The 24,031-nt window shown below is 48.5% G+C and carries 14 protein-coding genes and 1 tRNA gene; 11 read left to right on the top strand and 4 right to left on the bottom strand.

All coding sequences use genetic code 11. The annotated features are described in order from the left end of the window. Window positions 1–18: 18 nt before the first annotated feature. Together U6B65_00950 and U6B65_00945 are read right to left on the bottom strand one after the other, a co-directional pair. Window positions 19–831, bottom strand: a complete 813-nt coding sequence (locus U6B65_00950; GenBank protein WRS27725.1) for a hypothetical protein — start codon at window positions 829–831, stop codon at window positions 19–21. A 76-nt stretch (window positions 832–907) separates the two neighbouring features. Then, window positions 908–3,271, bottom strand: coding sequence for a UvrD-helicase domain-containing protein (locus U6B65_00945; protein ID WRS27724.1), 2,364 nt, complete (start codon window positions 3,269–3,271; stop codon window positions 908–910). A gap of 419 nt (window positions 3,272–3,690) precedes the next feature. Here U6B65_00945 and U6B65_00940 point away from each other — a divergent pair. Beyond that, a tRNA-Met gene (locus U6B65_00940) sits at window positions 3,691–3,767 on the top strand. A 158-nt stretch (window positions 3,768–3,925) separates the two neighbouring features. On the opposite strand, the gene U6B65_00935 is transcribed toward U6B65_00940, so the two are convergent. Both U6B65_00935 and U6B65_00930 read right to left on the bottom strand, forming a co-directional pair. Then, on the bottom strand, window positions 3,926–5,116 hold the full coding sequence (locus U6B65_00935; GenBank protein ID WRS27723.1) for an IS256 family transposase: 1,191 nt from the start codon (window positions 5,114–5,116) through the stop codon (window positions 3,926–3,928). A gap of 238 nt (window positions 5,117–5,354) precedes the next feature. Continuing rightward, window positions 5,355–6,386, bottom strand: coding sequence for a LacI family DNA-binding transcriptional regulator (locus U6B65_00930; GenBank protein WRS27722.1), 1,032 nt, complete (start codon window positions 6,384–6,386; stop codon window positions 5,355–5,357). Between the two features lie 524 nt (window positions 6,387–6,910). Here U6B65_00930 and chvE point away from each other — a divergent pair. From chvE to U6B65_00880, 10 genes are all read left to right on the top strand, one after another. Beyond that, the gene (gene chvE / locus U6B65_00925; GenBank protein ID WRS27721.1) at window positions 6,911–8,053 is read left to right on the top strand and encodes a multiple monosaccharide ABC transporter substrate-binding protein; all 1,143 of its coding nucleotides are present in this window, start codon (window positions 6,911–6,913) and stop codon (window positions 8,051–8,053) included. Window positions 8,054–8,577: 524 nt separating this feature from the next. Beyond that, on the top strand, window positions 8,578–9,297 hold the full coding sequence (locus U6B65_00920) for a hypothetical protein (protein ID WRS27720.1): 720 nt from the start codon (window positions 8,578–8,580) through the stop codon (window positions 9,295–9,297). 73 nt (window positions 9,298–9,370) lie between these two features. Continuing rightward, window positions 9,371–12,133, top strand: a complete 2,763-nt coding sequence (locus tag U6B65_00915; GenBank protein WRS27719.1) for a vWA domain-containing protein — start codon at window positions 9,371–9,373, stop codon at window positions 12,131–12,133. A gap of 24 nt (window positions 12,134–12,157) precedes the next feature. Next, complete coding sequence (locus tag U6B65_00910) at window positions 12,158–12,742, top strand: hypothetical protein (GenBank protein ID WRS27718.1); 585 nt, start codon at window positions 12,158–12,160, stop codon at window positions 12,740–12,742. A gap of 118 nt (window positions 12,743–12,860) precedes the next feature. Further along, entirely contained in the window at window positions 12,861–13,346 is a 486-nt protein-coding gene (locus U6B65_00905) for a hypothetical protein (protein WRS27717.1), read from the top strand. Between the two features lie 103 nt (window positions 13,347–13,449). Then, window positions 13,450–14,265: a hypothetical protein gene (locus U6B65_00900; protein WRS27716.1), complete on the top strand. Its 816-nt coding sequence runs from the start codon at window positions 13,450–13,452 to the stop codon at window positions 14,263–14,265. 54 nt (window positions 14,266–14,319) lie between these two features. After that, the gene (locus tag U6B65_00895; GenBank protein ID WRS27715.1) at window positions 14,320–16,461 is read left to right on the top strand and encodes an endo-1,4-beta-xylanase; all 2,142 of its coding nucleotides are present in this window, start codon (window positions 14,320–14,322) and stop codon (window positions 16,459–16,461) included. Between the two features lie 161 nt (window positions 16,462–16,622). Next, entirely contained in the window at window positions 16,623–17,117 is a 495-nt protein-coding gene (locus tag U6B65_00890) for a signal peptidase I (GenBank protein WRS27714.1), read from the top strand. A 94-nt stretch (window positions 17,118–17,211) separates the two neighbouring features. Further along, complete coding sequence (locus tag U6B65_00885) at window positions 17,212–18,531, top strand: rhodanese-like domain-containing protein (GenBank protein WRS27713.1); 1,320 nt, start codon at window positions 17,212–17,214, stop codon at window positions 18,529–18,531. Between the two features lie 176 nt (window positions 18,532–18,707). Then, window positions 18,708–23,924 carry a glycoside hydrolase family 3 N-terminal domain-containing protein gene (locus U6B65_00880; GenBank protein WRS27712.1) on the top strand — a complete coding sequence of 1,739 codons (5,217 nt, stop codon included), beginning with the start codon at window positions 18,708–18,710 and terminating at the stop codon, window positions 23,922–23,924. Window positions 23,925–24,031: the final 107 nt, after the last annotated feature.

Raw genomic sequence — 24,031 nt, 5'->3', positions numbered from 1 at the left:
TATGTTCATGATACCGGATTAGCTGCGGCAGTCGCAGGATCCGTTGAGGCTCTCAGGGAAAAACTCTTCCACCGGGAATTTGACCTTGCGGAAAATCTCGCAGGGATCATCAGTAGAGATAGATGGTGTGCAGTCCTTTTCGGGAACGCTGTAATCATAAGCAGGGATGAGAAGCTGAACGCTGCGCTCCAATGTAACAATGGTGAAAACACCTAAGGTAACCAAAACAACCTTGTGATCCTCGCCCGGTTGGGTGATAATCGGGCCGTCAAAGGCTGCGGCTATGTCGGCAGGGATGGAACCGAGCCCATCGCAGTAAGCGGGAGCATATTCGCAGACACGGCTTCCCAATGTAATGGGGGCTACAGTTTTGACACAGGCAATGGGCATATTGGAGCCGAAGCCCTCGGAATAGGGGATGCGCTGTGCGCCGGAGCAGAAGCTCTTTACGCCGCCCTCACTGCCAAAGAGAATCACTCTCTTGGTGTAAACGGCAAGGCCGCGCACATTGACCGAGTTGGAAATCGGGGAGGTTTGGGCGCTGAAATTGACCCGGAAAAAGAAGGTCAGATCCACAGCGTAAAAACCACGGTTAAAGGGAATTGATTCCACGTTGATGTAGACATCCATCACCTCAGCGGAACGGCATTTGATCAGGTTGCTACGGTCGATAACCGCCTGATCTTCAGCGGTGAAATACATTTGCAAATCTTCCAAGCAATCCTTATCGCTGCAGGAATCGAAAATCTTGTTCACTTCCACACAAACAGCTTCTTTAAAGGTGTTGGATTGACTTGATTCGCCTATTGGCGTACTCATAAGTTCTTCCATATGAATCCTCCTAGTATGTTACTGAAGTTATGCTCAATAACAGTTTATGAAGGATTCGCCGTTTGGTGCTAAAAACTTAATTTTTTGTTAGTCCTGCGAAATTAGCCATCACTTTTTTGACTCCAACCTTATCAAAACGAATTTCCACCAGACTATCCCCGCCCATGGGACGGGCACTAAGAACCTTTCCTTCGCCGAAAACACGATGCCGAACCAAATCTCCCACAGCAAAGCTCACCGAACCGGTGCGCTCGTGGCTTGTATCCCCCACGCCGATGGTTGTGGAAGAAAGGGAGATATGAGCCCGCTTGGCCGCGGCCCGATCCAACACTGGCTTTTTAGCAATGGCAGGAGGTTCATGGCATTCAACAAGCTCCGCCGGGATCTCGGCTACAAAACGGGAAGGCCGGTTAAAGCTAGTCTGCCCAAAAATCATGCGGCGTTCGGTGCAGGTAACAAAAAGCTGCTTCTTAGCCCGGGTAATGGCAACATAGGCAAGGCGCCGCTCTTCTTCCAGCTCCTCAGGATAATAGCTGGACTGGCGGCCGGGGAAAATTCCCTCATCCATGCCCGCGATAAAAACATAAGGGAATTCCAGACCCTTGGCTGAGTGAACAGTCATGAGCACCACAGCATCGGAATCCGGGTCGTAGTTATCCAGATCGGTATAAAGGGCAATTTCCTCCAAAAAGCCTGCCAAGGTGGGCTCTTCGCTTTCTTCGGTATATTTAAGGAGGTTGCTCTTGAGCTCCATGATGTTTTCGAGGCGGGTCTGCCCCTCAAAGCCCTGTGTTCGCAGAGCCATGGCATAGCCGCTTCGATCCAGCAGCGCATCCAGCACATCAGCCAAAGGCTCCTGCTCCGCCATTTGGGCCAGCTCTTCCACCATGGTGGTAAAGCCTTGGAGCAAAGCACTTTTTTTAGCCAGAGGAACGTACTTTTCAGCCTCTTTCATCACCTCAAAAAGAGTCATTCCCAAGGTATCCGCAATTTCCTGCGCAGCCGAGAGGGTGGCGTTGCCGATGCCCCGCTTAGGCTCGTTGATGACCCGCAGAAAGCGCAGACTATCCGAAGGATTATTCATGATGCTGAGATAGGCCACCATATCTTTGATTTCTTTGCGCTCATAAAAACGCAGGCCGCCGATAATACGGTAGGGAATTGCATTTTTTGCCAGTGCCTTTTCCAGAGAGTTGGATTGAGCATTCATCCGGTACAAAATAGCATGGTCGCTGTATTTATCCCCAGCATTGACATGGTCCAGAATAATTTTGGCCACCATTTTGGATTCTTCTATTTCATTGTGCGCACGATGAAGCTGAATTTTATCCCCCTGCCCTGCATCTGTCCAAAGGTTTTTGCCTTTTCTGGTCAGATTGTGGGCGATCACCTCGTTGGCCGCATTGAGGATATTCTGGGTGGATCGGTAATTCTGCTCCAGCCGAATTACTTCCGCAGCCTCAAACTGCGTTTCGAAGCTGAGGATATTTTCAATGGTAGCTCCCCTGAACTTATAGATGCTCTGATCATCATCCCCCACCACGCAAAGATTGCTGTGGCCGGAGGCCAGCAGGCTGATCAGCAAATACTGGGTATGGTTGGTATCCTGATATTCATCCACCATAATGTATTTATAGCGGTTTTGATAATGAGCCAAAACATCGGGGAACTGCTGAAAAATGCGCACCACAAACAGAATGATATCGTCAAAATCCAAAGCGTTTGCGGTTTTAAGCTGAATTTGGTAATAATCGTATACCCGTGCAATGCACTGGAGGCGGTAATCATCCCCCGCCCGGCTCAGCATATCGGCAGGGCTTTCCATCCGATCCTTTGCACGGCTGATTTCAGAAAGCACAGCCCGGGGGGCCAATACCTTTTCATCCACCTTAATGACTTTGAGGCCTTCCTTAATAACACGCATGGAATCATCGCTGTCATAGATGGTGAAGCTGCTGTTGTAACCCAGAGTACCAATCTCCCGGCGCAGAATGCGCACACAGAGAGAATGAAAGGTGGAAGCCTGAATATCAGACGCGGCATTCCCCAATTTCTCCTCCAGACGGCTTCTCAGCTCACCCGCCGCTTTGTTGGTAAAGGTAATGGCCAAAATATTCCATGGCTTAATAGGCTCGCAAGCAAGCGCAGGCACCAGGGGGGTAATATCCCCATCATCCTGATTCAGATACGCTTCCAGCGCCCCAAGAGCCTCCAACGAGGAGGCTCTTTTTTCCTGCGAGTGATAGGCATCCCCAAACCGCACCATATATTCGATGCGGTTAATCAGCACCGTCGTCTTTCCGCTTCCGGCGCCTGCTAAGATCAGCAAGGGCCCCTGTACCTGAAAAACGGCTCTGCGCTGCATATCATTCATTTTGCTATAGTATTTTTCCAGCACCTTCCGCCTTAGGCTGCAGAATTGATCTTCCACTTTTACCATGGGTACCTCCGCTGAAACATTTTAATTATTCCCACACCTACCGAACCGATCAAGACCCCTATAAAACCTTATACATTTAATGCACAGCAAAAATTGCTGTTTGAACATACAGACAGGCCGCTCCTGCCCAAGCCTTATTCAACGCAATGCCAGATTTTGCGGTTTTCATGTTCACGCAAAAACCCGGGCTTGGTTGAGGTTTAAAACTATTATAACATAAATCTGCCCAAAAAGCCACTGCAACAGATACACATACCCCATTCAGCCATAGCATTTATAAAAAATTTCTTCATTATATTTCCTTTAACTAAAAGTAATTTGGGAAATGTACAGTGCCCGAAACAAACAAAATGAAAATTAGGAGTTGACATGTTCCCATAATTATGATATTCTAAATAGGCGCTAAAAACTCCATACATCGCGGGATGGAGCAGTCCGGTAGCTCGTCGGGCTCATAACCCGAAGGTCGTAGGTTCAAATCCTGCTCCCGCAACCATGAGAAAAGCTTTTAACTAAGATGATTAGTTAAAAGCTTTTCTCTTTTCTCGAGCTGTTTATTATGAATAGATCTATTCCGCATTCACCATCAACCACAACCGTGGGTAGTGTCAATAGTTTTTCGCAAATTGGTTTTGAGCCTCTGATAATGTGGGATTAACCAGCGATCAAAGCATCGTCTGCTGCAGCAGCAAGATGCTTCATGTTCATGTATTTCTTGTTACCCCACTGAGTACCGGCGACATGGCGCAAACGTGCGCAGACGAGCATCAGAGCGGAGTTTCCATCAGGAAATGCGCCGACCACCCTTGTACGGCGACGGATTTCACGGTTAAGGCGTTCGATGACGTTGTTCGTGCGAATTCGTGTCCAATGTTCGGGTGGGAAATCGGCATAGGTAAGCGTCTCATCAATGCTATCCTCCACTTTTCTGGCCGCTTGGGTCAGCTTCATGGCGTGCAGTTCTTGCACAACGGCTTTCGCCTTCTCCCGTGCCGCTTTTTTGCTTTCCTGCGCATGGATAGCCTTAAGCATTTTCGCTACCAGCTTCACCTTGGAGCGAGGGGTAACAGAGAATACATTACGGTAGAAATGCACGGTGCAGCGCTGGTATTTGACGTCGGGAAACACTTCATAGACGGCCTCCAGCATACCCAGACATTTGTCACCCACAATGAGCTTGACACCAGAAAGTCCACGGATTTTCAGCCATTGGAAGAAGGACACCCAACTTGCTTTATCCTCTTTCATCCCTTCAGCGGCGCCAATCACCTCCCGGTAGCCGTCCTCATTGACTGCGATGGCTACGAGGATAGCCACATTCTCATATTCTCCGCCCCAGTTGCGGCGAAGGTAGATGCCGTCCACATAGACATATGGGTATTTCCCGCCTTGCAAGGGGCGACCCCGCCAATCTTCAATGTGGACATACGCTTTCTTGTTCAGTTCGCTGATCGTGGCTGGTGACACCTTGCTTCCCCACAATGCCTCTGTAATATCCTCTACTCGCCGTACTGATACCCCGGCCAGATACATCTCAATCAATGCTTCTTCTACGCTGCTTTCCCGGCGGCGGTACCGCTCAATAATCGCTGTCTCAAAGGACACTCCTTTCAGCTTCGGCATTTTCAGCTCCACATCCCCTGACGTTGTTGTCAGATTCCGGTTGTAGTGCCCGCTGCGGTAGCCCTGTCGACCCTCACTGCGTTCATATTTCGCGGCATTGGTCAGTTGCTGTGCTTCCTGCTCCAACAACCCATTGAGTGTTTCCTCCACGCTATTGCGCACCAGTTCCCGGATTTCTACCTTGATTACTTCCTCGTTTAGTTGTACAATTTTCTCGGACATGGTTTTCTGTCTCCTTTCAAAATGGTGGTGTCGTTACTCCCATTTTACCAGAGACTTAAACCTTGTCCTTTTCTTATTTGCGAAACTTATTGTACCTTATCCAACCGTGTATCAGTGATGGTTATTTCCAGATCAGGCATTTGCACCTTGCTCAGGAAGCCTTAAATATCGAAGAACCCGTCCAATGCTTAGAGCATTGGACGGGTTCTTCTCGTTTATATACATAAATACGTTTGTTCTATAAAAGGTTCTCTCTTATTTTAATTTCGTTTTGTGTAAAATACTTCTCTTGAAGCGGGGGAGTGTCCATCCCAAGATAGTCCAGCAAAATATCCAGCGGTTTGCCCCCCTGCACCTCGGGCTGCTGCCCAATGGATGCATAAATTACACCTTCTTTAATCATCTTGCGGGTATAAGGAACCATGTCAAAGCTAACTATGCGCAATTTCCCAGCCAGATTCATGCTTTGCACAGCACGGCAGGTTCCCCGCACTCCTCCGGAAACCAAGAAGATTGAATCAATCTCCGGATGATTCTGCAACATTTTCAATGTCTCATCGTAGCTTTCCAGATCATCATCGTTGTTGGTGACAATATCTGCAATATGCATATCGGGATAATTCTCTTCCACATAATCGCTGAACCCCTGAACCCGCTGTACATGGCCCCGAACATCTTTCGAACCCATCACAATGCCAATATTGCTTTTTCCGCCGGTGATCAGGCACAACAGTCCGGCAGCGGTTCTTCCACCTTTAAGACCATCGCTCCCCACATAGGCAAGCCTCTTGGAATTTTCCAGATCACTGTTAGCAGTAATCACCGGGATGCCCTTATCCGCTAACTCATTGATTTTAGCCTCCACCAAAGGATGCTGAATCGGTGTCAGCGCAATACCGTTCGCCCCCTTCGCCACCAAATCATCCATGAGCGCAACCTGTTTCATCGGATCATCCAACGCTGTATGCAGCACTTCCACTTCAATGCCGTATTGTTCCAGCTCCATGACTTTATGCCGTATTCCGACCAGCATGTCCTCAAAAAAGGGATTTCCAGTTACACTGCCAAACAGGATATAACCAAACCGAAAACCTTTCTTGCGGATAGAAAGATTTTTCCCCAAGCGGTTTGGCGAATATCCAAGTGCCTCTACAATACTGAGCACTTTTGTTTCCGTTTCGGTATTCACATGTCCCCGTCTATTCAATACACGATCTACAGTGCCTCGGGACACTCCTGCCAAATAAGCAATTTGTTTGATCGTCGCCATTCTATCCCACCCCACAAAGAATATACTCCACAACTATATACTGTTATTATATCGACACATTTCGACAAAATCAATACACATCTATTAAAATAAGCTCGAGCACGCCATATATATTATGGATTGCACAACTTTGAGAACATATTTTTCGCTTTGATTTGATAATAATCACCGTTTAATGTGTTATTTATTTATACATATGCATATAATTTTGTCTAATCATGTATTTTCTTGTCGTTTTGGATTGTATTTTTCTATTAGCTCGAGCACATTTGTTAATTTAATTTACGTCTTTAAGCACAAGAAAAAATATTGTCAATTTTTAATAAACATATACATATTTGAATGTGTATGTATATAAAAAATATCAATATAACTATTTTTTTGTTGACTTATTAATAATAATCCAGTATGTTGTAAATGTGATCGTGCTCGTGCCCTTAAATTTGTGCACGAGCACGAAACCCTAAAAAATAGGTGAATTTATTCAAAAAAAACAAACAACCACAAAAAGGAGTGTTGAATCCATGAAAAAAGCACTATCACTGTTATTGGCACTGACCATGGCGTTAAGTATGGCCGCCTGCGGCGGCAGTCCTGCTCCCTCTTCCTCTACCGATCCGGCAAGCACACCGGCATCTTCTACTGCTCCGGCTCCTGAATCCACCCCCGATTCCAACACCAAGGTCGGTGTTTCCATGCCCACTCAAAGTCTTCAGCGCTGGAACCAAGATGGCAGCAACATGAAACAGCTTCTTGAAGCCGCTGGTTACGAAGTTGACCTGCAGTATGCCGGCGACAACGACATCCCCACACAGGTTGCCCAGATCGAAAACATGATCTCCGGCGGCTGCGGTGTTCTCGTTATTGCCGCTATCGACGGCAGCGCTCTCACCACTGTTCTCGACAGTGCTAAAAACGCCAACATCCCTGTTATCGCTTATGATCGCCTGATCATGAACAGCGATGCCATCTCCTACTACGCCAGCTTTGATAACTGGAAGGTTGGCAAGCTTCAGGGTACATACATTGAAGAAGCTCTTGATCTTAAAAATGCCGCTGGTCCTTTTAACATCGAGCTCTTTACCGGCTCTCCTGATGACAACAACATCAACTTCTTCTTTGGCGGCGCCATGGAAGTTCTGAAGCCCTACATCGACAGCGGCAAGCTGGTCGTTAAGAGCGGACAGACTGCTAAAGAGCAGTGCGCTACCCCTGGCTGGAGCACAGAAGAAAGCCAGAAGCGCATGGAAAACCTTGTTTCTTCTCAGGGTTACAGCCCCAACGGTACTCCTCTTCATGCTGTTCTTTCCAGCAATGACTCTGTTGCCAATGGTATCACCAATGCTTTGGTAGCCGCTGGCTTCACTGCTGAAAACTTCCCTGTTATCACCGGTCAGGACTGCGACAAGCCTGCTGTCAAGAACATTCTCGCTGGCACTCACAGCATGTCTGTTTTCAAAGATACCCGTACTCTGGCCTCTCAGGTTGTTAAGATGGTTGATGCCATTCTTAAGGGTTCCGCTCCTGAAATCAACGACACTCAAACCTACGACAACGGCACAGGCATCATCCCCTCCTTCCTCTGCGATCCCGTTGCCTGCACCATTGATAACTACAAGGAACTCCTTATCTCCTCCGGTTACTACACCGATGCTGATCTCGCTTAACGCAAAGCCGCTTTCATAGGGCTGATTTATACCAGTCAATTGTTTTTGTCCCCTGTAATACGTTCACATCGTGCCAAAAGCATGATGGCAATCATCCGGTTGCCCGCTTAAAATGTTTTCATTTTAAGCGGTGATTCGTATGATACGAAAATGGCCCTGCAAAATGCAAACAGGTCATAACAATCTGTAAAGGAGGCGAGGGTATAAGAGTCAAATCGGTTAAGCGAAGCAAAACTTGCGCTTACCGCTATCGTCGCTCCCGAGGATGCTACCTCCTAGGATATTCCTTGGGTTTTCCTGAATCCCACTATGGCTGCTGTAAATGAAAACAGAATTCTCAACGCCACCAGTGAAACTGGTTTTACTATCATCAAAGCCAAATTTCACAATGGTGTCAGCACACAGTTTACTATTTGTGTAACCGCTTAACCCTTTTCCATATATCCATCATCCGCAGAAAAACACAGGACAATAGCTGTCGGCGAAAAACATCGCCAACAGCAAAAAAACAGGAGGAATTATCTATGTTGGCAAAAGTAAAAAACAGCAGAATGGCGGTCTTGGCAATTGTTTTCGCTCTGGTTCTTATCGCAAGTGGCACCACCTACGCTTGGTTCACAGCTACCAGCACACCGGAAACCAGCAATGCAGAATTGGGCGACCTGGCAATTCAGGGCAGCTTTGTTGCAGACACTGAAGATGTTCTTTTTGAACCCGGCCTTTCCGTTGATCTGGATGGCGCAGTAAAAAACACTGGTTCTCTTCCCTTTATTGCAAAAGTATCCATGAATGCTACTTCCACCTTAATCCGTGATGCCAGCGGCAATCTTCTTCCCAATGGCCAGACCCGTACATTTGTGAATGACAAGAATGTTGCTGTTGCTTTTGATCCTGAAACCCTGTCCAGCAAAATTTATGACGATGGTAAAGTACATATTTGGATGAAAGATGCTCAGGACAACTACTACCTGATCGTAGATCCCAGTATTGAAGTGGACGTTGATTTTGTCGCACTGCTGGATGGCAATAAAATGGGCAACTCCTACATGGGTTCTTCCATTGCTTTTGAAAACAGCTGGTTTGCCACTCAGGCTCTGGATGGTGCTATCCAGAACGCTTGGAGCGTGAGCTACGATGATCTGGAAATGATTCCTGTTGCTTCTTCCATCTCCACCTTCTCTCGTTCTTCCTTCGACGCGAATGAATACCTGCAAAACTACCTGGACGAACTGTTTGCCCGCTAAAGAATTTGGAACCCCCGCCCGGCGGGCGGGGGTTCTTTCTTAAAAAATGTGATCAATAGAACGGAGGAAAAGCATGAATACAGAGAAGAACATCCTACACAAGCAACTCGCCTTCTTCTTCGTCTTGATTCTTTTGCTCAACTGGTGTTCACCTTATTCCACTTTTGCGCAGGAGACATCCCTTCCCGAAGCTTCCAGCACACAATCTTTTGAAGAAAATGAGCCCGCCCAGTCGGAGGAACCTTCTTTACCGGATGGGTCTTCCCTGCCGGATGAGTCCTCCCTGCCGGATGAGTCCTCCCTGCCGGATGAGTCCTCCCTGCCGGATGAGTCCTCCCTGCCGGATGAGTCCTCCCTGCCGGATGAGTCCTCCCTGCCGGATGAGTCTTCCGAGCCGGATGAGTCCTCCGAGCCCAATGAGTCTTCCCTGCCGGATGAATCCTCCGAACTGGATGAATCTTCTGAGCCGGACAGGCCCTACAACAAGTCCGCTCTGAAAGAGTTAATAGAAAAGCTGGCTTCAGAGCAAAATCGGCAGTTGGATAAAGATTTACTGAATTGGTTCCTGGAAACTTCTCTTCTGGATAAAGATGCTAAAGAATTTGCCTATAAGGGCTTACTTGAAAATCCACAACGGTTGGAAACACTCCTTGAATCCCTTGTGTCACTTCAAGAGTTGGAAGAAAAAGAAACCTCATCCAAGGTACGGGAAAGCCTTTCTTTGGAAGAGAGCCGTTTGGAACGCATTCTCTCCGCCGCTCCGAAACCCACCGAAAGCACTGAATCTTCGGCATCTCTTTTTTCTTTGTTCACTTTGCCCAAGCTGTTTTCCCGCGGGCCTGAGAATACAGAGGACCCCTATATCACATGGCACGGCAGAAACATTTCGCCCGAATTGGATGAGCAAGGCGAAAACCTGTTTCGTCATTACCAAGTGAAAATTGCCTTTGAAACAGTCGCGCAAGAGATTTCTGCCACGCCCACCGATGTGGTTGTGCTCGTTGATAACTCCCGCAGCACCCAGTATGTACTGGAATCTATGAAAGCTTCCTTGTTGCACTTTATTCGCCAACCCGCTGTGCAGCAAAGCCAAAGCCGTATTTCACTGGTCACCTTTTCAAATCAGGCGGAAATTCTGACAGAACTGACCAGTTGGGATGACCCCACTTTAGAAAGTGCTATCCAGTCTATCAAAACACAAGATCTTTCCAACCTCCAGGCAGGGCTGTTAATGGCTAGGAGTGCTTTGGGCTTGGAAGATGGTGATTTCTATAAATCGGACGATGAAGACCGCCAATGCGCCATCATTTTACTCAGCGACGGTGAGCCTAACTATCGCTACACGGATATCTGGCGCTATCGTTTGGAATTTGAAGGTGAAGCCACCCAGTTTTATATGGAGATCGATCTGCAGGAGGGCAACCACCCAGAACTTGGACAAAAAAGATGGAGTTATTCCGATACCGACGGAACCTTGCCCCAGAGAATTTATATGGATGGAACCCAATTAGCCAGCCGGGGAATCTGGGCCGAAAATGCACATATGGCCAAAGAGGCGGCTCGTCTGGAAGCCCAGTATCTGGCTAGCCAGGGTATAAACATCTACGCCGTAAATTATGGCTCCAACCGGGATTTTTTGGAGCAGTTATCCCGCACCATGGAAACCTCCCCCAATTTCTCACTCCCCTATGATCAAGCCCCCTATGAAGGGCAAGCTCAAAGCACAGCCGCCCCCAATAAGCGCGTTTATTCCCCCGCTGATCCGAAGGCTATGCAGCAGCTTTGTGATGCTGTTTTGGAAGTATCCCGCAGCACATTGCCGGAGCTTACTTTAAGCGACCAGCTGGAGGATTCATTTGAATTCTCGCCTGATGCCGCAGAGCGGGTAATCATTCTTGATAAGGATGGCACCCCACTGGAGCTGGATACGAAATGGGGTTCAGTGGACATCTGGGGCAGTACCCTCACATGGGATATGCCGGAAGATTTGCCTCATGGAAGCTACTCCATCACTTACCCTATCCGGGTCAAGGACGATAAAAGTGAGCCTATGCGCTATTTCCCTGACGGTGCAGAAGAGATCTCTCCCAGTATTTCCACCACCCTGACTTATGACGGTGCCGAAAGGCCTGTCACTTTCCCAAATACTACGGTTTCTGTACCTCCCCTGCTGTGGATCACCGCCCCCGATACCATTCCCCTTCTGGCAGGCGAGGAAGCCGTTCTTTCCGGGCAAATTACCCGAGGCAATGGAGATTACAGCTACAGCTGGTATGATGCCGAGGAAAACCTTCTGGAAACCGGGGCAGTCCCACTGGAAGGCTTAACTCCAACCGAGGGTATCGGTCTGGAAATTCCAGTTCCCACTCACTTGTTGGGAGCCCTGCCGGCAGGCGAACACCTGTTTTATCTGGAGGTAACCGACACAGCGGCTCACAAAGCCGAATACAGCGGCGGTAAGATCCGTCTCCCTGTTGCTGTCAAGGTGCTGGAAGCCTCTCTCACCATTCAGGTCGTAACCACAGACGGCACGGATATTCCCGGGAAATTTGAGGTTTCCATTCAAAAGCGGGCCGAATCTGGTCCTAATCAACAATATTACTACATGGGTCTGGGCAAAGTTACTTACCATCTTGGCAATGGATTGACTCGTGGGCAGTATCAAATCGGCGCTTATACCCCCTATGGTTATCGAGTAGTCAGCCAGAGCCAAAGAACCGTGGATATCGCTCCTATACAAGATTCTAACGGCGTCTGGCAGGATTCCCATGAAACCGTCATCATCAAACTGGCGCCCACCAACCCTAAATTCTTTTTTGGCTGGCGCTGGAAATAGACATAACCGCAGGAGGAATCTAGCATGAAGAAAACATATGTTGCCTACCTCCTCATAATATCGCTGTTGGCTGTGTCGCTTTCAAACAGTTCCCTCTCTTGGTTTTTCATTGAGGCTGCCACATCAAATATTACAAAGACAGGCAGCATTGATATAGAGCTCAAGTATGAGCCAGAGCTGCTGGGCAATACCGGAGGCTTTGTGCTGGAAAACACCGGTACACTGGCGGTATTTGTTCGGTTGGGATACACCTTCCAATATCTTGGAGATGGCGGAGAGCCGCTGATGCGCGATGTATCCTCTCTTGAATTTGAACATTTTGACTTATTGCGGAACGAAGCTCAGCAGGATTATAAATTCACCCTGCTGAGCCATGAATCCGGCGGATTTTCTCAGAACAAAATTTTTCTCCTGCCGCTATCGGCCGATAATCGCTATTTGCTGATTAAGCCGGGTGAATCTATGACGGCCGATTATGAGCTAAAAGGATATTCACCCAATTCAGGAGAAACCCTGCAAGTCACTTGGGTAGCCGAAGCACTGCAGGCCAGCAAATCTGCTGTGCAGGATGCTGTGCCCTACGGTTGGGACCCGACCATGGTACCGTAAATACCATATTCTCACTGTTTCTCAGAGAGGAGGAATTGTCCTGAAACCCCGTCTGCCCTTTTTGCCCTCTATTATTTTCGTATCTCTCATACTGGCATTATCCGTTACAGGAGGGTCTGTGTCCGCCCCCGTGCTCAAAGCAGACAGCCGTGGAACCATTACCACCAGCGGTGTGGAGATTGCTTTTTCCGAGCAGTTTTCGGACATCAAAAACTTAGAGCCGGGTGTTCGCTACTACCAGAATGCTTCGATTAAAAACACAAAACAAACCCCTGTTTATCTGCGTGTTTCGGTGGAAATTCAAACTTCAAACGAAACAGATTCTCTCAGCCTAAAAGAATTGCAGGCACATTGGGGCACCGGCTGGATATTGGGAGAGGATGGGATGTACTACTATTCGCAGCCGATCGCTCCGGGAGCAGACATTCGCCTTTTCGACACCTTTTCCAACTATAAAGGGCGCCCCTACACGCTCACTATACCCACTCAATGGACACAGGAAACTGCACCCGACAGCATCCTTCTCACTGTTACCCCTCAGGCGGTACAGGCTGAAAACTTCCCGGCACAATTTCAAAGCTGGCCCTATTGGACAGGGCTATAGCACCAAACTGCATTTGTAAAGGGGCAGACATCTGCTTCTCCCAAAGGGAAAAGTCTCAATTTATACAGCTTGAAATGCAGCTTTCTAAAAAAGGGGGAATATTTTGAAAAGGTTGTTTGGCCTTGCATTGGCGATTGTTTTGGTGTGCTCGCCGCTGCAGGTCTGGGCCAGTGTTACCTATCAGGGCAGCCTTCAGCAATTGCAGGCAGACCGCCAGCTTTTTTCACTGGAGGGAATGCTCCCCGGCAGCTCAGAAACCCGCAGCGTCATTTTGCAAAACCGAAGCACATCCCAATTGCTTTTTTACCTCAAAGCTACCCCCTCGCATTTTACCGATTCGGCCGATGCTAACCGCTCTCTCGCATTGTTGGAAGCACTTCAAATGAAGATTACCCTTCACGAAGTCAACTCCAACGGTTCCGTTGTTGAAACCGGCAAGCTGCTCTATGAAGGCCCTGCCTCCGGTCGAAAAGACTCTGGTTCAATTCATGAGTATATCCCGCTTGGAACACTGCGTTCTTGGCAGCAGTCTGTTCTGGAAATAACCGTTACATTACCCACTAACATTGGAAATGAGCAACAAAATGTATTGGCCTCCCTCGATTGGGGTTTTTATTGCACCGTATTTACAGGCTCCGGCGGCGACAGAGATGATTCAGACAGAGACTCCGATAAGGGTTCAACTCTATCAACAATTACAATTCTGGATCAGCCGGTTCCCTTGGGCACCATAGAAATACTGGACAATAAAGTTCCGACTTCTATTCCCAACACAGGGCTCAGGGGCCATATGATTTCCCCTGCATGGGTAGCGTTGTCAGGGCTTATTGCCTTATTAGCACTGTTTTGGCGTCAAGGGAATCTTTCCTTAATATTAAAAAAACGGTTCAACCAGGGGGTGAATAACAGGCGACTATAGAAAACCCAACCATCTTGGCGCATCCACTGGACTATAACTAAAGGAGGAGCATCGTTGAAAAAGAGAGTTTTAACATTCATTATGGCACTTATTCTGACTGTCTCCTGTATCCCTATGACTGCTTCTGCAGTCGATCTTACATTGCCTTCTTTGTGGCAGGAATATGAGGATTATTTCATGTTCGGCACCTTTGGCGGCTGGAAAAACGGCAATACAGCCCAGCAGCCTACAGGAACCGATCAGCGCCTCTACCATTACAAAGGAAGCAGCCCCGCCAACGAACTGAAGCTGGATAGCCAGATCGGCGGCAACTGGGGAACACAGCCTTCCCGCAACACTTATGTTTCAGCTATTGAGAGAATTAATTCTGACACTTCTCTCTCTGCAGAGCAGAAGGCAGCCGCACTGAAAGAAGCCAACGAAAAAGTTGTGCTGCTTGACAGACCCGGCGTTATGAATACCCTGGATGCGATCCGCGCTTACAACCAAACCGTACCCGAAAATGAAAAAAGAATGATTCGTGCCCATGTGCTTGTTTGGCACGGCGGCCAGCAGCCCAACTACTTTTTCTGCAACGGGTTCGTTTATAACTCCAGTAATCCCGATTGGGCCAGCCGCGAGACTATGCTTGCCCGTTTGGATAACTACATCAAATTGATGATGGAGCGTTATTCCTCATACAACGACGTCATCTATTCTTGGGACGTTGTAAACGAAGGTCTGGATGACTATTCGGGTCAGGTCCGTAATATGGACGACTCTCAGTCCGGCCAATGGGGCGGAATCTTCCGCCGCCGTGATCTGGATAACGATCCGGATGCCAGATTGTTTGCAGAATCCGAATACATCCGCAAGGCATTTGAATCCGCCAGAAAATGGTCTGAATATTACGATGCAGACTGGACCCTTTATTACAACGATTTCCATGACAGCAACAAACCTTATGAACCCAAACTCAGCCAGACCGTTAAAATGCTGAAACCTATTTACGAAGCTGGCAACATTGATGGTTACGGTATGCAGGGACGTCTCTCTTCTGTGTTCCCCTCCATCGAGCAACTTCGTAAGCAGCTGGATATGGGTTTGACCGTTGCCAACGAGATCTCCTTTACTGAGGCTGATATCCGCAGCGACTTTATGCTGAACCCTGACTACGATCCTTCACTTCCCTCTGTCCCCAATGGTGATACTGCTGAAACCAATACCTATGATGTCAACAACGCTACCACTATTCGTAAGAGTGGCTGGGGCCGTCTGAATCAGAACGGCTGGAACTCCACCTCTGCTCATACCATAGCCATGCGTGAGGATATCCAGAAGGAACAGGCAGATTATGCCGCAGATCTGATGGATCTTTTGATTGAATACAAAGATCACTTCACTGTTATGCAGTGGGACGGCACCAACGATGGTTCTACCTTTAACAGCAACAAGGGCGCACACATGTGGAGCGGCCTGAGCGGAAATGCAGAAAAAATGTCTTTCTTCGCTGTGCTTGGCGCTCCCAGCCGTGACAAGATGAAGCAAGCCATTGCTGCCGGCCCTGCCGACGATCAGAAATCCCTCTACACTACTGAAAGCTGGGCAGCCTACGAAAGCTCCAAAACCGCAGCAGCGAATCTGGTAGAGGTTCGGATCTACGATATGGCAGCTGTTACCGCTGTTAAGAATGCAACCACTACCCTGCTTGCTGCTACAGCAGCTCTGGAAAAAGCCACCCCAACCGAGCCCGCTGACAAGAGCATTCTTAACAGCAAACTGCAAGGGCTTGCTGCTTTGAATGAGGCAGACTATACCGCCGATAGCTGGGCCGCCCTGCAGATTGCACGCGAAAGTGCTCAGGCTGTTGCCGATCGTGCAGAAGCCACGCAGTCCGAGGTAGATGCAGCTGTCATATCCCTGCAGTCCGCTATTGATGCACTTGTTAAAAATGGTGGCGGCGAAACCATTGAAGTAGAAAGCATTGCTATCAATGCACCTGCCACGATCAAGCGCAACAAGAGCGAGAAGTTGACCGCAGCCATTCTTCCCAAAGATGCCACTGTTCAGGATGTCGTTTGGACTTCTCTGAATCCCGGTGTTGCTACTGTTGATGAAGATGGCACAGTTACTGCAATAAAAGCTGGCTTTGCCATTATCCGTGCAACTGCCAACAATGGAATAACCCATGAAGTAACCATTCGCGTAACCGCATAATTTAAGAAAATCCAAGGTTGCCGCCGGGAACTTATGCAACCCGCCGGCAACCTTGGTACTAGTTTTCTCTATTCTCGTCTTTCATCATCTGCATTGATATTTTCTGATAATTGAAGCAACTCACAATGTGATTTCGAATCCGAAAGGGGATCCACGCCTCTATGAAAAAATTTTTACAAATTTTTTCGATTGTATTTCAATCGGTAACTTTCTTTTTGGTAGCTTTACTACTCATCCCACAGCTGTTGGGCTGGGAACAGTTCACAGTGCTTACAGGCAGCATGGAACCGGCTTTACCTGTTGGATCTCTAATTGTGGTTCGTCCAGTAGAAAAAGAAAATATAGCTGTAGGAGATATCATCACCTTCTATGCTTCGGGCGGCAATGAAGTTGTCACGCATCGAGCGCTGGAAGTCACAGCAGACAGCATCATCACACAGGGCGATGCCAACAACACGCCGGACCCCTCCCCAGTTAACTACAATCATATAAAAGGCAAGCTTTTTGTGGCCATTCCTTTATTGGGTTATCTCTCTCTCCTCATTAGCAGGGTGGGTGTAATTCCTATCATCATAATTGTATTGTCTGTGGTTGCCTTGGTTCAGCTGCTTTTGCATCTGATCAAAAGTGCACAGATTCCCTCTAAACAGGAATAATGCGTTTCTATGAAAATCATTGCTCTTGCAGAGCTAATCTAAAATACCTTAAAAGTCTTTTTCACCTATGCTTAACAACTCTGGAGATGAAAAAATGAAAATAACGAGGCAAAATATACTGCATTTAGCAGCAGTCACACTTGCTCTCTTTTTATTACCATCCTGCACAGTTAAAGCTGCCACTGCACCTGATCTTCAGCCTTTGCAGGCACAGACACTTTCAACCGGTAAGCCTGCCGGGTATACTTCGTCCGTCTATCTGGGAAATTATTTTCTGGCTGCCGGAACAGCTGGCCGCTTGGATCAAATTGATCAAAATGGCAAGAGCAAAACCCTTCCGCTGCCTACCCAAGCCTCTCTGCTGGATATCCATTCCCAGAATGGGCTTACCCTGATCTGCGGAGAAAAGGGCACTTTACTTTACAGCCGAGATCTTAAAACATTTCAACAGGCAAATATAGATGAAAGCGGGACCATTTTTCAAGTAACGGAATTCAATGGCCGGTATTATGCAGCCGCCGAAAAGGGCCGCCTGTGGATCTCGCAGGACGGGCAGAACTGGCAGAGCAAAACGCTGGAAACCGATAACGATATTATTGCCATTGCCTCCAACTCTTATGGCCTGATGGCAATAACCGGCAAAACCGATCTGTTCACCTCTGCCGATGGCGAGAACTGGAAAGCGATCAATTTCAACGAGGCATATAACGGCTATTATGACCGCCGCAGTTTCACCGGCCTTTCCAGTCTGGGTGACAGCCTCTTTATTTATGGCCAAATGGAGGATAATCCCGGGGAGCCTTTTATTATGTTCACGGATGCGGCCGACGTTTGGTTTTTTAAAGCGCTTACCAGTGTGAATGGCGAGGAGTTCTCTGAACAGCTGCCTCTGGAAATGCGCGCTGTGGGCCTTTTGGGCGATCAGTTGCTTATTGTATGTGATCGAGGCCGCCTGCTGACCATCACGGAATGCACGGTATGCCACCAAATGTCTGAAGCGGACGGCTCCGAGTGGAACAGTATCGCCATGGGAGACAGCCAAGTTCTATTGGTGGGAAAAAACTTCGAGTTCAAAATATTGGATGAAAACTCTGTGCGTCAATTCTCTATCGGTTCCGAGCAGGCACTCAATGATTATGAAAACGGTGCTGTTCTGGTGGATGTACGCTCGGCAGAAGAGCGGGCAGAAGGCTATATACCGGGAAGTCTGCACATTCCGGTAGCCGAGATTTCCCAGAAATTGCCTTCTCTGGTGCCCGATAAGAGCCAGGAAATCATCTTTTACTGCGCCGCCGGTGTCCGTGCTCAAACCGCCTTGGAAGAAGCTTTATCCATGGGATATGAGACTGTATATAACTTGGGAGGCATCAAGGACTGGAACTATGATATTGTGAGCGGCTCGCCCGCCGCATAGTTTACACTTTATTTTATTGAAAGCGCCACTCTTGTCCCGGAAAGGGGGGTATATATACAGCCAGTGCAGGCCGCTCTTTAAAGCTCGTACAGCTGTTTAGGACAGGTATTATCAAAGCATAGTCAATTGGTTTTTAAAAGTACCAGAACCGTTTAAAAAAGAGGAGGTCTATCTAAATGAAGGGAAAAGTCCGATTGCTTCGTGCAGTTTCTTTCGTTCTAAGTCTCAGCATCTGTGTCGGAACCATGAGCCCGGCTGTTTATGCAGACGATGTATTGGTTCCCGCCACACCCTCGGTAATTGCCGCGGCAGAAGAATCCCCTATTTATCTTGATCGTTCGTATTCGTTTGAAGAGCGTGCTGCCGATCTTCTATCCCGCATGACATTGAACCAAAAAGCATCTCAGATGATCAGCGGCTATTCTTCAGCGATTCCGGAGCTTAATATGAATTGGTACGGCTGGTGGAATGAAGCCCTGCATGGTGTTTCCCGTTTGCAGGCACAGCGTGATTCCAACGCCACCACGATTTATAATACCACTTCCTATCCCATAAGCCTTGCTATGGGTTCCACCTGGAATCCGGAGCTGATGTACCGGGTTGCCACCGAAATCGGTGACGAGGCCCGTGAAGTGACCCGTGATAACCGTTATGAGCTTACCTTCTATTCCCCCACTGTCAACCTGCTGCGTGACCCTCGCTGGGGCCGTGCAGATGAGGCTTTCGGTGAGGATGCCTACCACACCGCTATGATGGCTTCTCAGTTTGTCAACGGTATGGAAGGAAAAGATATGCAAGGTAACCGTCTGGATGAAAACGGCTATCTGAAAACGATCAGCACCATCAAGCATTACCTGGGCAATAACTCAGAGGGCAACCGCCTGAAGGGTTCCTCTAATATGACAGACAAAGAATTGCGTGAGTATTATTCTTACGTATATCGGCTGATCGTGGAACAATCCGATGTTTCTTCGGTTATGGCAGCTTATAACCGAGTGAACGAAGTTCCCGCCAACCTGAATAACTATGTGCTGGATACACTGCTTCGCCAGACCTTTGGCTTTGATGGGTATGTCACAGCAGACTGCAACAGCGTAGCCGTTTCTTCCCGCGGAAATGGATACGATCAAGACCCGTTGAACCCCACCAGTAATGGTCATGGCTGGCGCCATCCCGATACCGGTGCAAAGCTGAACAACAACGAGACTGTCGCTTGGGCTATTAATGCCGGCGGTGATCTTGAGTGCAACAATGGGCACGCTGTCTCTGGTTTCAAATACTCTCTGCTGGTTCCGGGAGCCGCTGCTCAGGGAATCACCACCCCCTCCGGCGTGTTTGATGAGAACTCTGTAGACGTATCTTTGCTTCGCCTGCTGAGCGCTCGTATGGCGTTGGGCGAATTCGATGTAGATGCCGGCGTTGTAAGCTGGTATAACCAAGCCCGCGAAACCATCGAAAACAAGTATGGCCCCGACTGGAAATACAATCTTTCCAGCGTAGCCTCCAACGGTGCCGATACCATGACCGATGAGCGAGCAAGCCTTTCTCTGGAAGCTTCTCACGAGGCCCTTGTCCTTCTCAAGAACGATAAGGTTGCCAATGGTGATTCTGCTAAAGCCCTGCTTCCCATCCAAGTGCCCGCAAGCGGCGACTTTAAAGTGGTGATTGTGGGAGCCAACAGCTACGTTAACACCACCAACATGTTCTTGGGCGGCTATTCCGCCAACATGGGCAGCGCCGGTCAGGCAAAACTGGTCAACCCTTACAACGGCTTACGCTCCGCTATTCTTAAAGCTAACCCTAATGCAAGCGTAAACCTGATCGGTTTTTCTGCCAACAGCACTGCCATCAGCGAAGAGCAGCTCAACAGCTTGGCCGATGCCGATCTGGTTATCTTCTATGCAGGTACCAATGCATCCGACGGCAACGAAGATAAAGACCGTGGCAGCCTTAACCTGCCTGGTGCTCAGAGCCAAAATATCCTTAAAGTAGTCGAAAAGAACCCCAGCACTGTTGTTGTAATGGAAACCATCAGCACAAACTATATCGGTTCTTTTGCTGATAAAGTTCCCGCTCTGGTATGGAGCAGCTACAACGGCATGCTGAAAGGTGACGCACTGGCAGATGTTCTGCTGGGTGAAGTCAACTTCAGCGGACGTACTTCCTCCATCTGGTTCGACAGCAACGATCAGATGCTTTCCACCTACAGCTACCGCCTCAGCCCCGGAGAAGACAGCTGGCCTTATCCCGAGCATTCCCAGTTTAATTCCGGCGGCAAAGATACTTATTCCTTTGGCGTTGGCAACGGCCGTACATATATGTATTATGACGAAGCCCGCGGCGGTGCCGTACGCTATCCCTTTGGCTACGGCTTGAGCTACAGCAATTTTGATTACTCCAACCTGCAAGTTGGTGGTTTGAGCGGAAGCAGTATCGATGCCAACGGCACTCTGAATGTTTCTGTTGATGTAACCAACACCACCAATGTGGATGGTGCCGAAGTGGTTCAGCTTTATATGGCCACCCCCGGCTCTCCTGCCGAACTGTTGCATCCTATCAAACGTCTGGTTGGTTTTGATAAGGTCCAGGTTCCGGCCGGTCAAACCGTCACCGTTAACATGGATGTCAAAGTAAAAGACCTTGCCTTCTTTGATGAAGACAGCAGCCGCTTTGAAGTTTACAACGGCGCTTACAATCTCCAAGTTGGTAAAGATCACAAAAACATCGTTCTGAATAAAGACTTTACCGTTACCGGCCAGCTTACTCCTGAGATTTCTGTTGTTACCGCCAAAGCTGTTCAGAGCGGCGATAAAGCCAAAGACATTCCTAACCGTGTCCGTTTTGATCTGGGTAAAACAGTTAATCCTCAGCTGACCATCACCATGAGTGACGATACCATGTATGGTTATGTCATGAAAGGCCAGAGCAGCAGCATTCCTGAACGCTTTAACATCAGCTACACCAGCAACCGCCCTTCTGTTGTTTCGGTTACCGATGGTGTTATCCAAACCAAAACCAGCGGTGTTGCCACCATTACCGCAACTGTTACCGATTCCGCTACCGGTTCCACAGAAACCTGTGATTTTGTTGTTCTGGTTGTTCCCGGCGATGGCCCGCAGCTCAGCGAACTGAAGATCAATGGCCAGTCCGTTGATAATTTCGAGCCTGGTCTGCGCAACTACACTTATACAGTTCCCGTTGGAACTTTGCCCAACGCTCTCAGCATTACTGCCGCCGCTATGGAAGGCAGTGAGATTGTCAGCATTACAAACGTTTCTGAGATTCCTGGTGAAGCCAAGGTTACTGTAACCAATGGGGACACCACCATGGATTATATCATCCGCTTCATTTATAATGAGCCTCAGATTCTAAGCGTCATGGCCAAAAATGGAATTTTGACGGTTCAGTTTAACATGATGCCCGATGAAGAATTAACTCTGGCTGATTTCAGCTCCACCATTGCTTTGGATGCTTTTGAAGGCAGTATCCTTTCTCTGAGCAACATGCAGGTGGATCGCACAGCTAAGACTGTTACCTTCTCCTATCCAGAAGTGGTAAAGCTCGAACGCTCCCAGTTGGTGCACATCTCCATTGCCTACAAGCATACCCCAGCTATCAGCACCTCCTTTGAGCTTGAAAAGGATTTTGATCTGCTCTATTCAATCAAGGTTGACGGAAATCCTCTGTCCGGATTCCGCTATGGCACAAAATCCTACACACAGACTGCTGAAGAAGGCAACATTCCCAGAATATCCGCCAGTGCAGCAGACAAATCTATAACCATTAACATTACACAGGCAAGCAAACTGTGGGAATCCGCCAAGGTGAGCTTCACCTCTGGTTCCACCACCGACACTTACCTGATCACCTTCGTACCAGAGAGTGCCACCCGGTTCAACAGCCTGCCTGCTGATTGGGAAATTCTCAACGCCAACGACAAGGCTATTTTTGCAGATACCGGAATTACCATTCCCGCAAGTAACCTTTCCAGCGGCAACGACTTCCCTTCCACCAGCATGCTCAACATGCTGCAGTACAACGGCTCTCTCAATGGCGACTGGACTGTCACTGTCAAGGTTACCAACGACCGCACTCTGCCGGGCAACGGATACCCCAACTACGGTATCGCCCTCAACAACACCGGCACCGGCAGCAGCAACTGGATCAAGCTGGTTCAGATTAGCGGCGGCAATCCATCCTGGCAGTATAACAGCGGCTTCCAATCTGCCAACAATTTCACTGGCTTTAACTTTACCACCGCCTGGCTCCGCCTCCAGAAGGAAGGTTCCAACATCATCGGCTACTATTCTTCCGATGGCGTGAACTTCTCCCGTGCCAATTCCTTTGATGCCGGCACCCGTATGGATGGCGCCAAGCTTCAGCTCTTCAGCACAACCAATCAGGATACCAGCTCCGTATTCAATACCACCTTTGAATACATTCACATGGAGAAGGATGACCAGCCTGTCAACTCTACCATTACCTTTGCAGTCACTCCTGCAAACGCAGCGGTTGTGGTAACCAACAGTGAAGGTTCCGTGGTTGCTCCTACTTCCGGCAACGCCCTTGTCTACGACTTGGCTCCCGGTCAGTACAACTATTCTGTCAGCGCTGAAGGCTTCCAGACTAAGTCTGCCACCTTTACTGCTGATGGCAACAAGACCATCACCGTTGATCTAAGTCAAGCTCCCGCCGATAAATACGCCATTACCTTTGCGGTAACACCTGCAAATGCAGCCGTTGAGGTAAGAAACAGCGCAGGCGACGTTGTGGCTCCCACCGCTGCAAACGCTTTGATTTATGATCTGGCTCCCGGTGAATACAGCTACACTGTAAGTGCGCAGGGCTACCAGACCAAGACTTCTTCCTTTACAGTAGGCGCTCAGGCCACCATTACTGTGGAGTTGACTGCCGATTCCGCCCCTGTTGATAAGACAGAGCTGGAAACTGTGGCAGAAGAGGCAGAAGCCTTGAATCAGGCCGACTACACCCCCGAGACCTGGGCCGTTCTGAGAACCGCTCTGAACACGGCCAAGGATGTTCTTTCGGATGATCAAGCCGATCAGGGTGCCGTTGACTCTGCTCTTGCTGCTTTGCGTAATGCAATTGCTCAGCTGAAAGAAATCGACCCCGGCGAGATCATTGAAGTAGAGGCCATCCGCATTGAGGGTGACGAAACGGTTAAGCGAAACAAGACTGTTAAGCTTACCGCCGTTATCGATCCTGAGAATGCCACCATCAAGGATGTTACTTGGGTTTCTCTGAATCCCGCCATCGCCACTGTGGATCAAAACGGTATTGTCAAAGCCACCAGCAAGACCGGTTTTGCCATCATCGAAGCCAAGGCTCACAATGGTGTCAGCATGCAGTTCACGATTCGTGTAACCGCTTAACCCCTTTCCATATTCTATATCTAATTCCTATATATCCATATCATATCCATATTTCCACTTGAATAAATGAGGAATAGTGGTGATCAGCCGGGATTCGAATTATTTCC

The organism is Oscillospiraceae bacterium MB08-C2-2 (assembly GCA_035621215.1).
GTDB lineage: Bacteria > Bacillota > Clostridia > Oscillospirales > Ruminococcaceae > WRAV01.
This window is presented reverse-complemented; position numbering and strand designations above follow the sequence as displayed.

Bases quoted from the DNA above. Each gene is read 5' to 3' on its own strand.
- U6B65_00935 (WRS27723.1), bottom strand. From the start codon at position 5,116: ATGTCCGAGAAAATTGTACAACTAAACGAGGAAGTAATCAAGGTAGAA.
- U6B65_00880 (WRS27712.1), top strand. From the start codon at position 18,708: ATGAAGGGAAAAGTCCGATTGCTTCGTGCAGTTTCTTTCGTTCTAAGT.
- U6B65_00915 (WRS27719.1), top strand. From the start codon at position 9,371: ATGAATACAGAGAAGAACATCCTACACAAGCAACTCGCCTTCTTCTTC.
- U6B65_00950 (WRS27725.1), bottom strand. From the start codon at position 831: ATGGAAGAACTTATGAGTACGCCAATAGGCGAATCAAGTCAATCCAAC.
- U6B65_00930 (WRS27722.1), bottom strand. From the start codon at position 6,386: ATGGCGACGATCAAACAAATTGCTTATTTGGCAGGAGTGTCCCGAGGC.
- chvE (WRS27721.1), top strand. From the start codon at position 6,911: ATGAAAAAAGCACTATCACTGTTATTGGCACTGACCATGGCGTTAAGT.
- U6B65_00945 (WRS27724.1), bottom strand. From the start codon at position 3,271: ATGGTAAAAGTGGAAGATCAATTCTGCAGCCTAAGGCGGAAGGTGCTG.
- U6B65_00885 (WRS27713.1), top strand. From the start codon at position 17,212: ATGAAAATAACGAGGCAAAATATACTGCATTTAGCAGCAGTCACACTT.
- U6B65_00890 (WRS27714.1), top strand. From the start codon at position 16,623: ATGAAAAAATTTTTACAAATTTTTTCGATTGTATTTCAATCGGTAACT.
- U6B65_00910 (WRS27718.1), top strand. From the start codon at position 12,158: ATGAAGAAAACATATGTTGCCTACCTCCTCATAATATCGCTGTTGGCT.
- U6B65_00920 (WRS27720.1), top strand. From the start codon at position 8,578: ATGTTGGCAAAAGTAAAAAACAGCAGAATGGCGGTCTTGGCAATTGTT.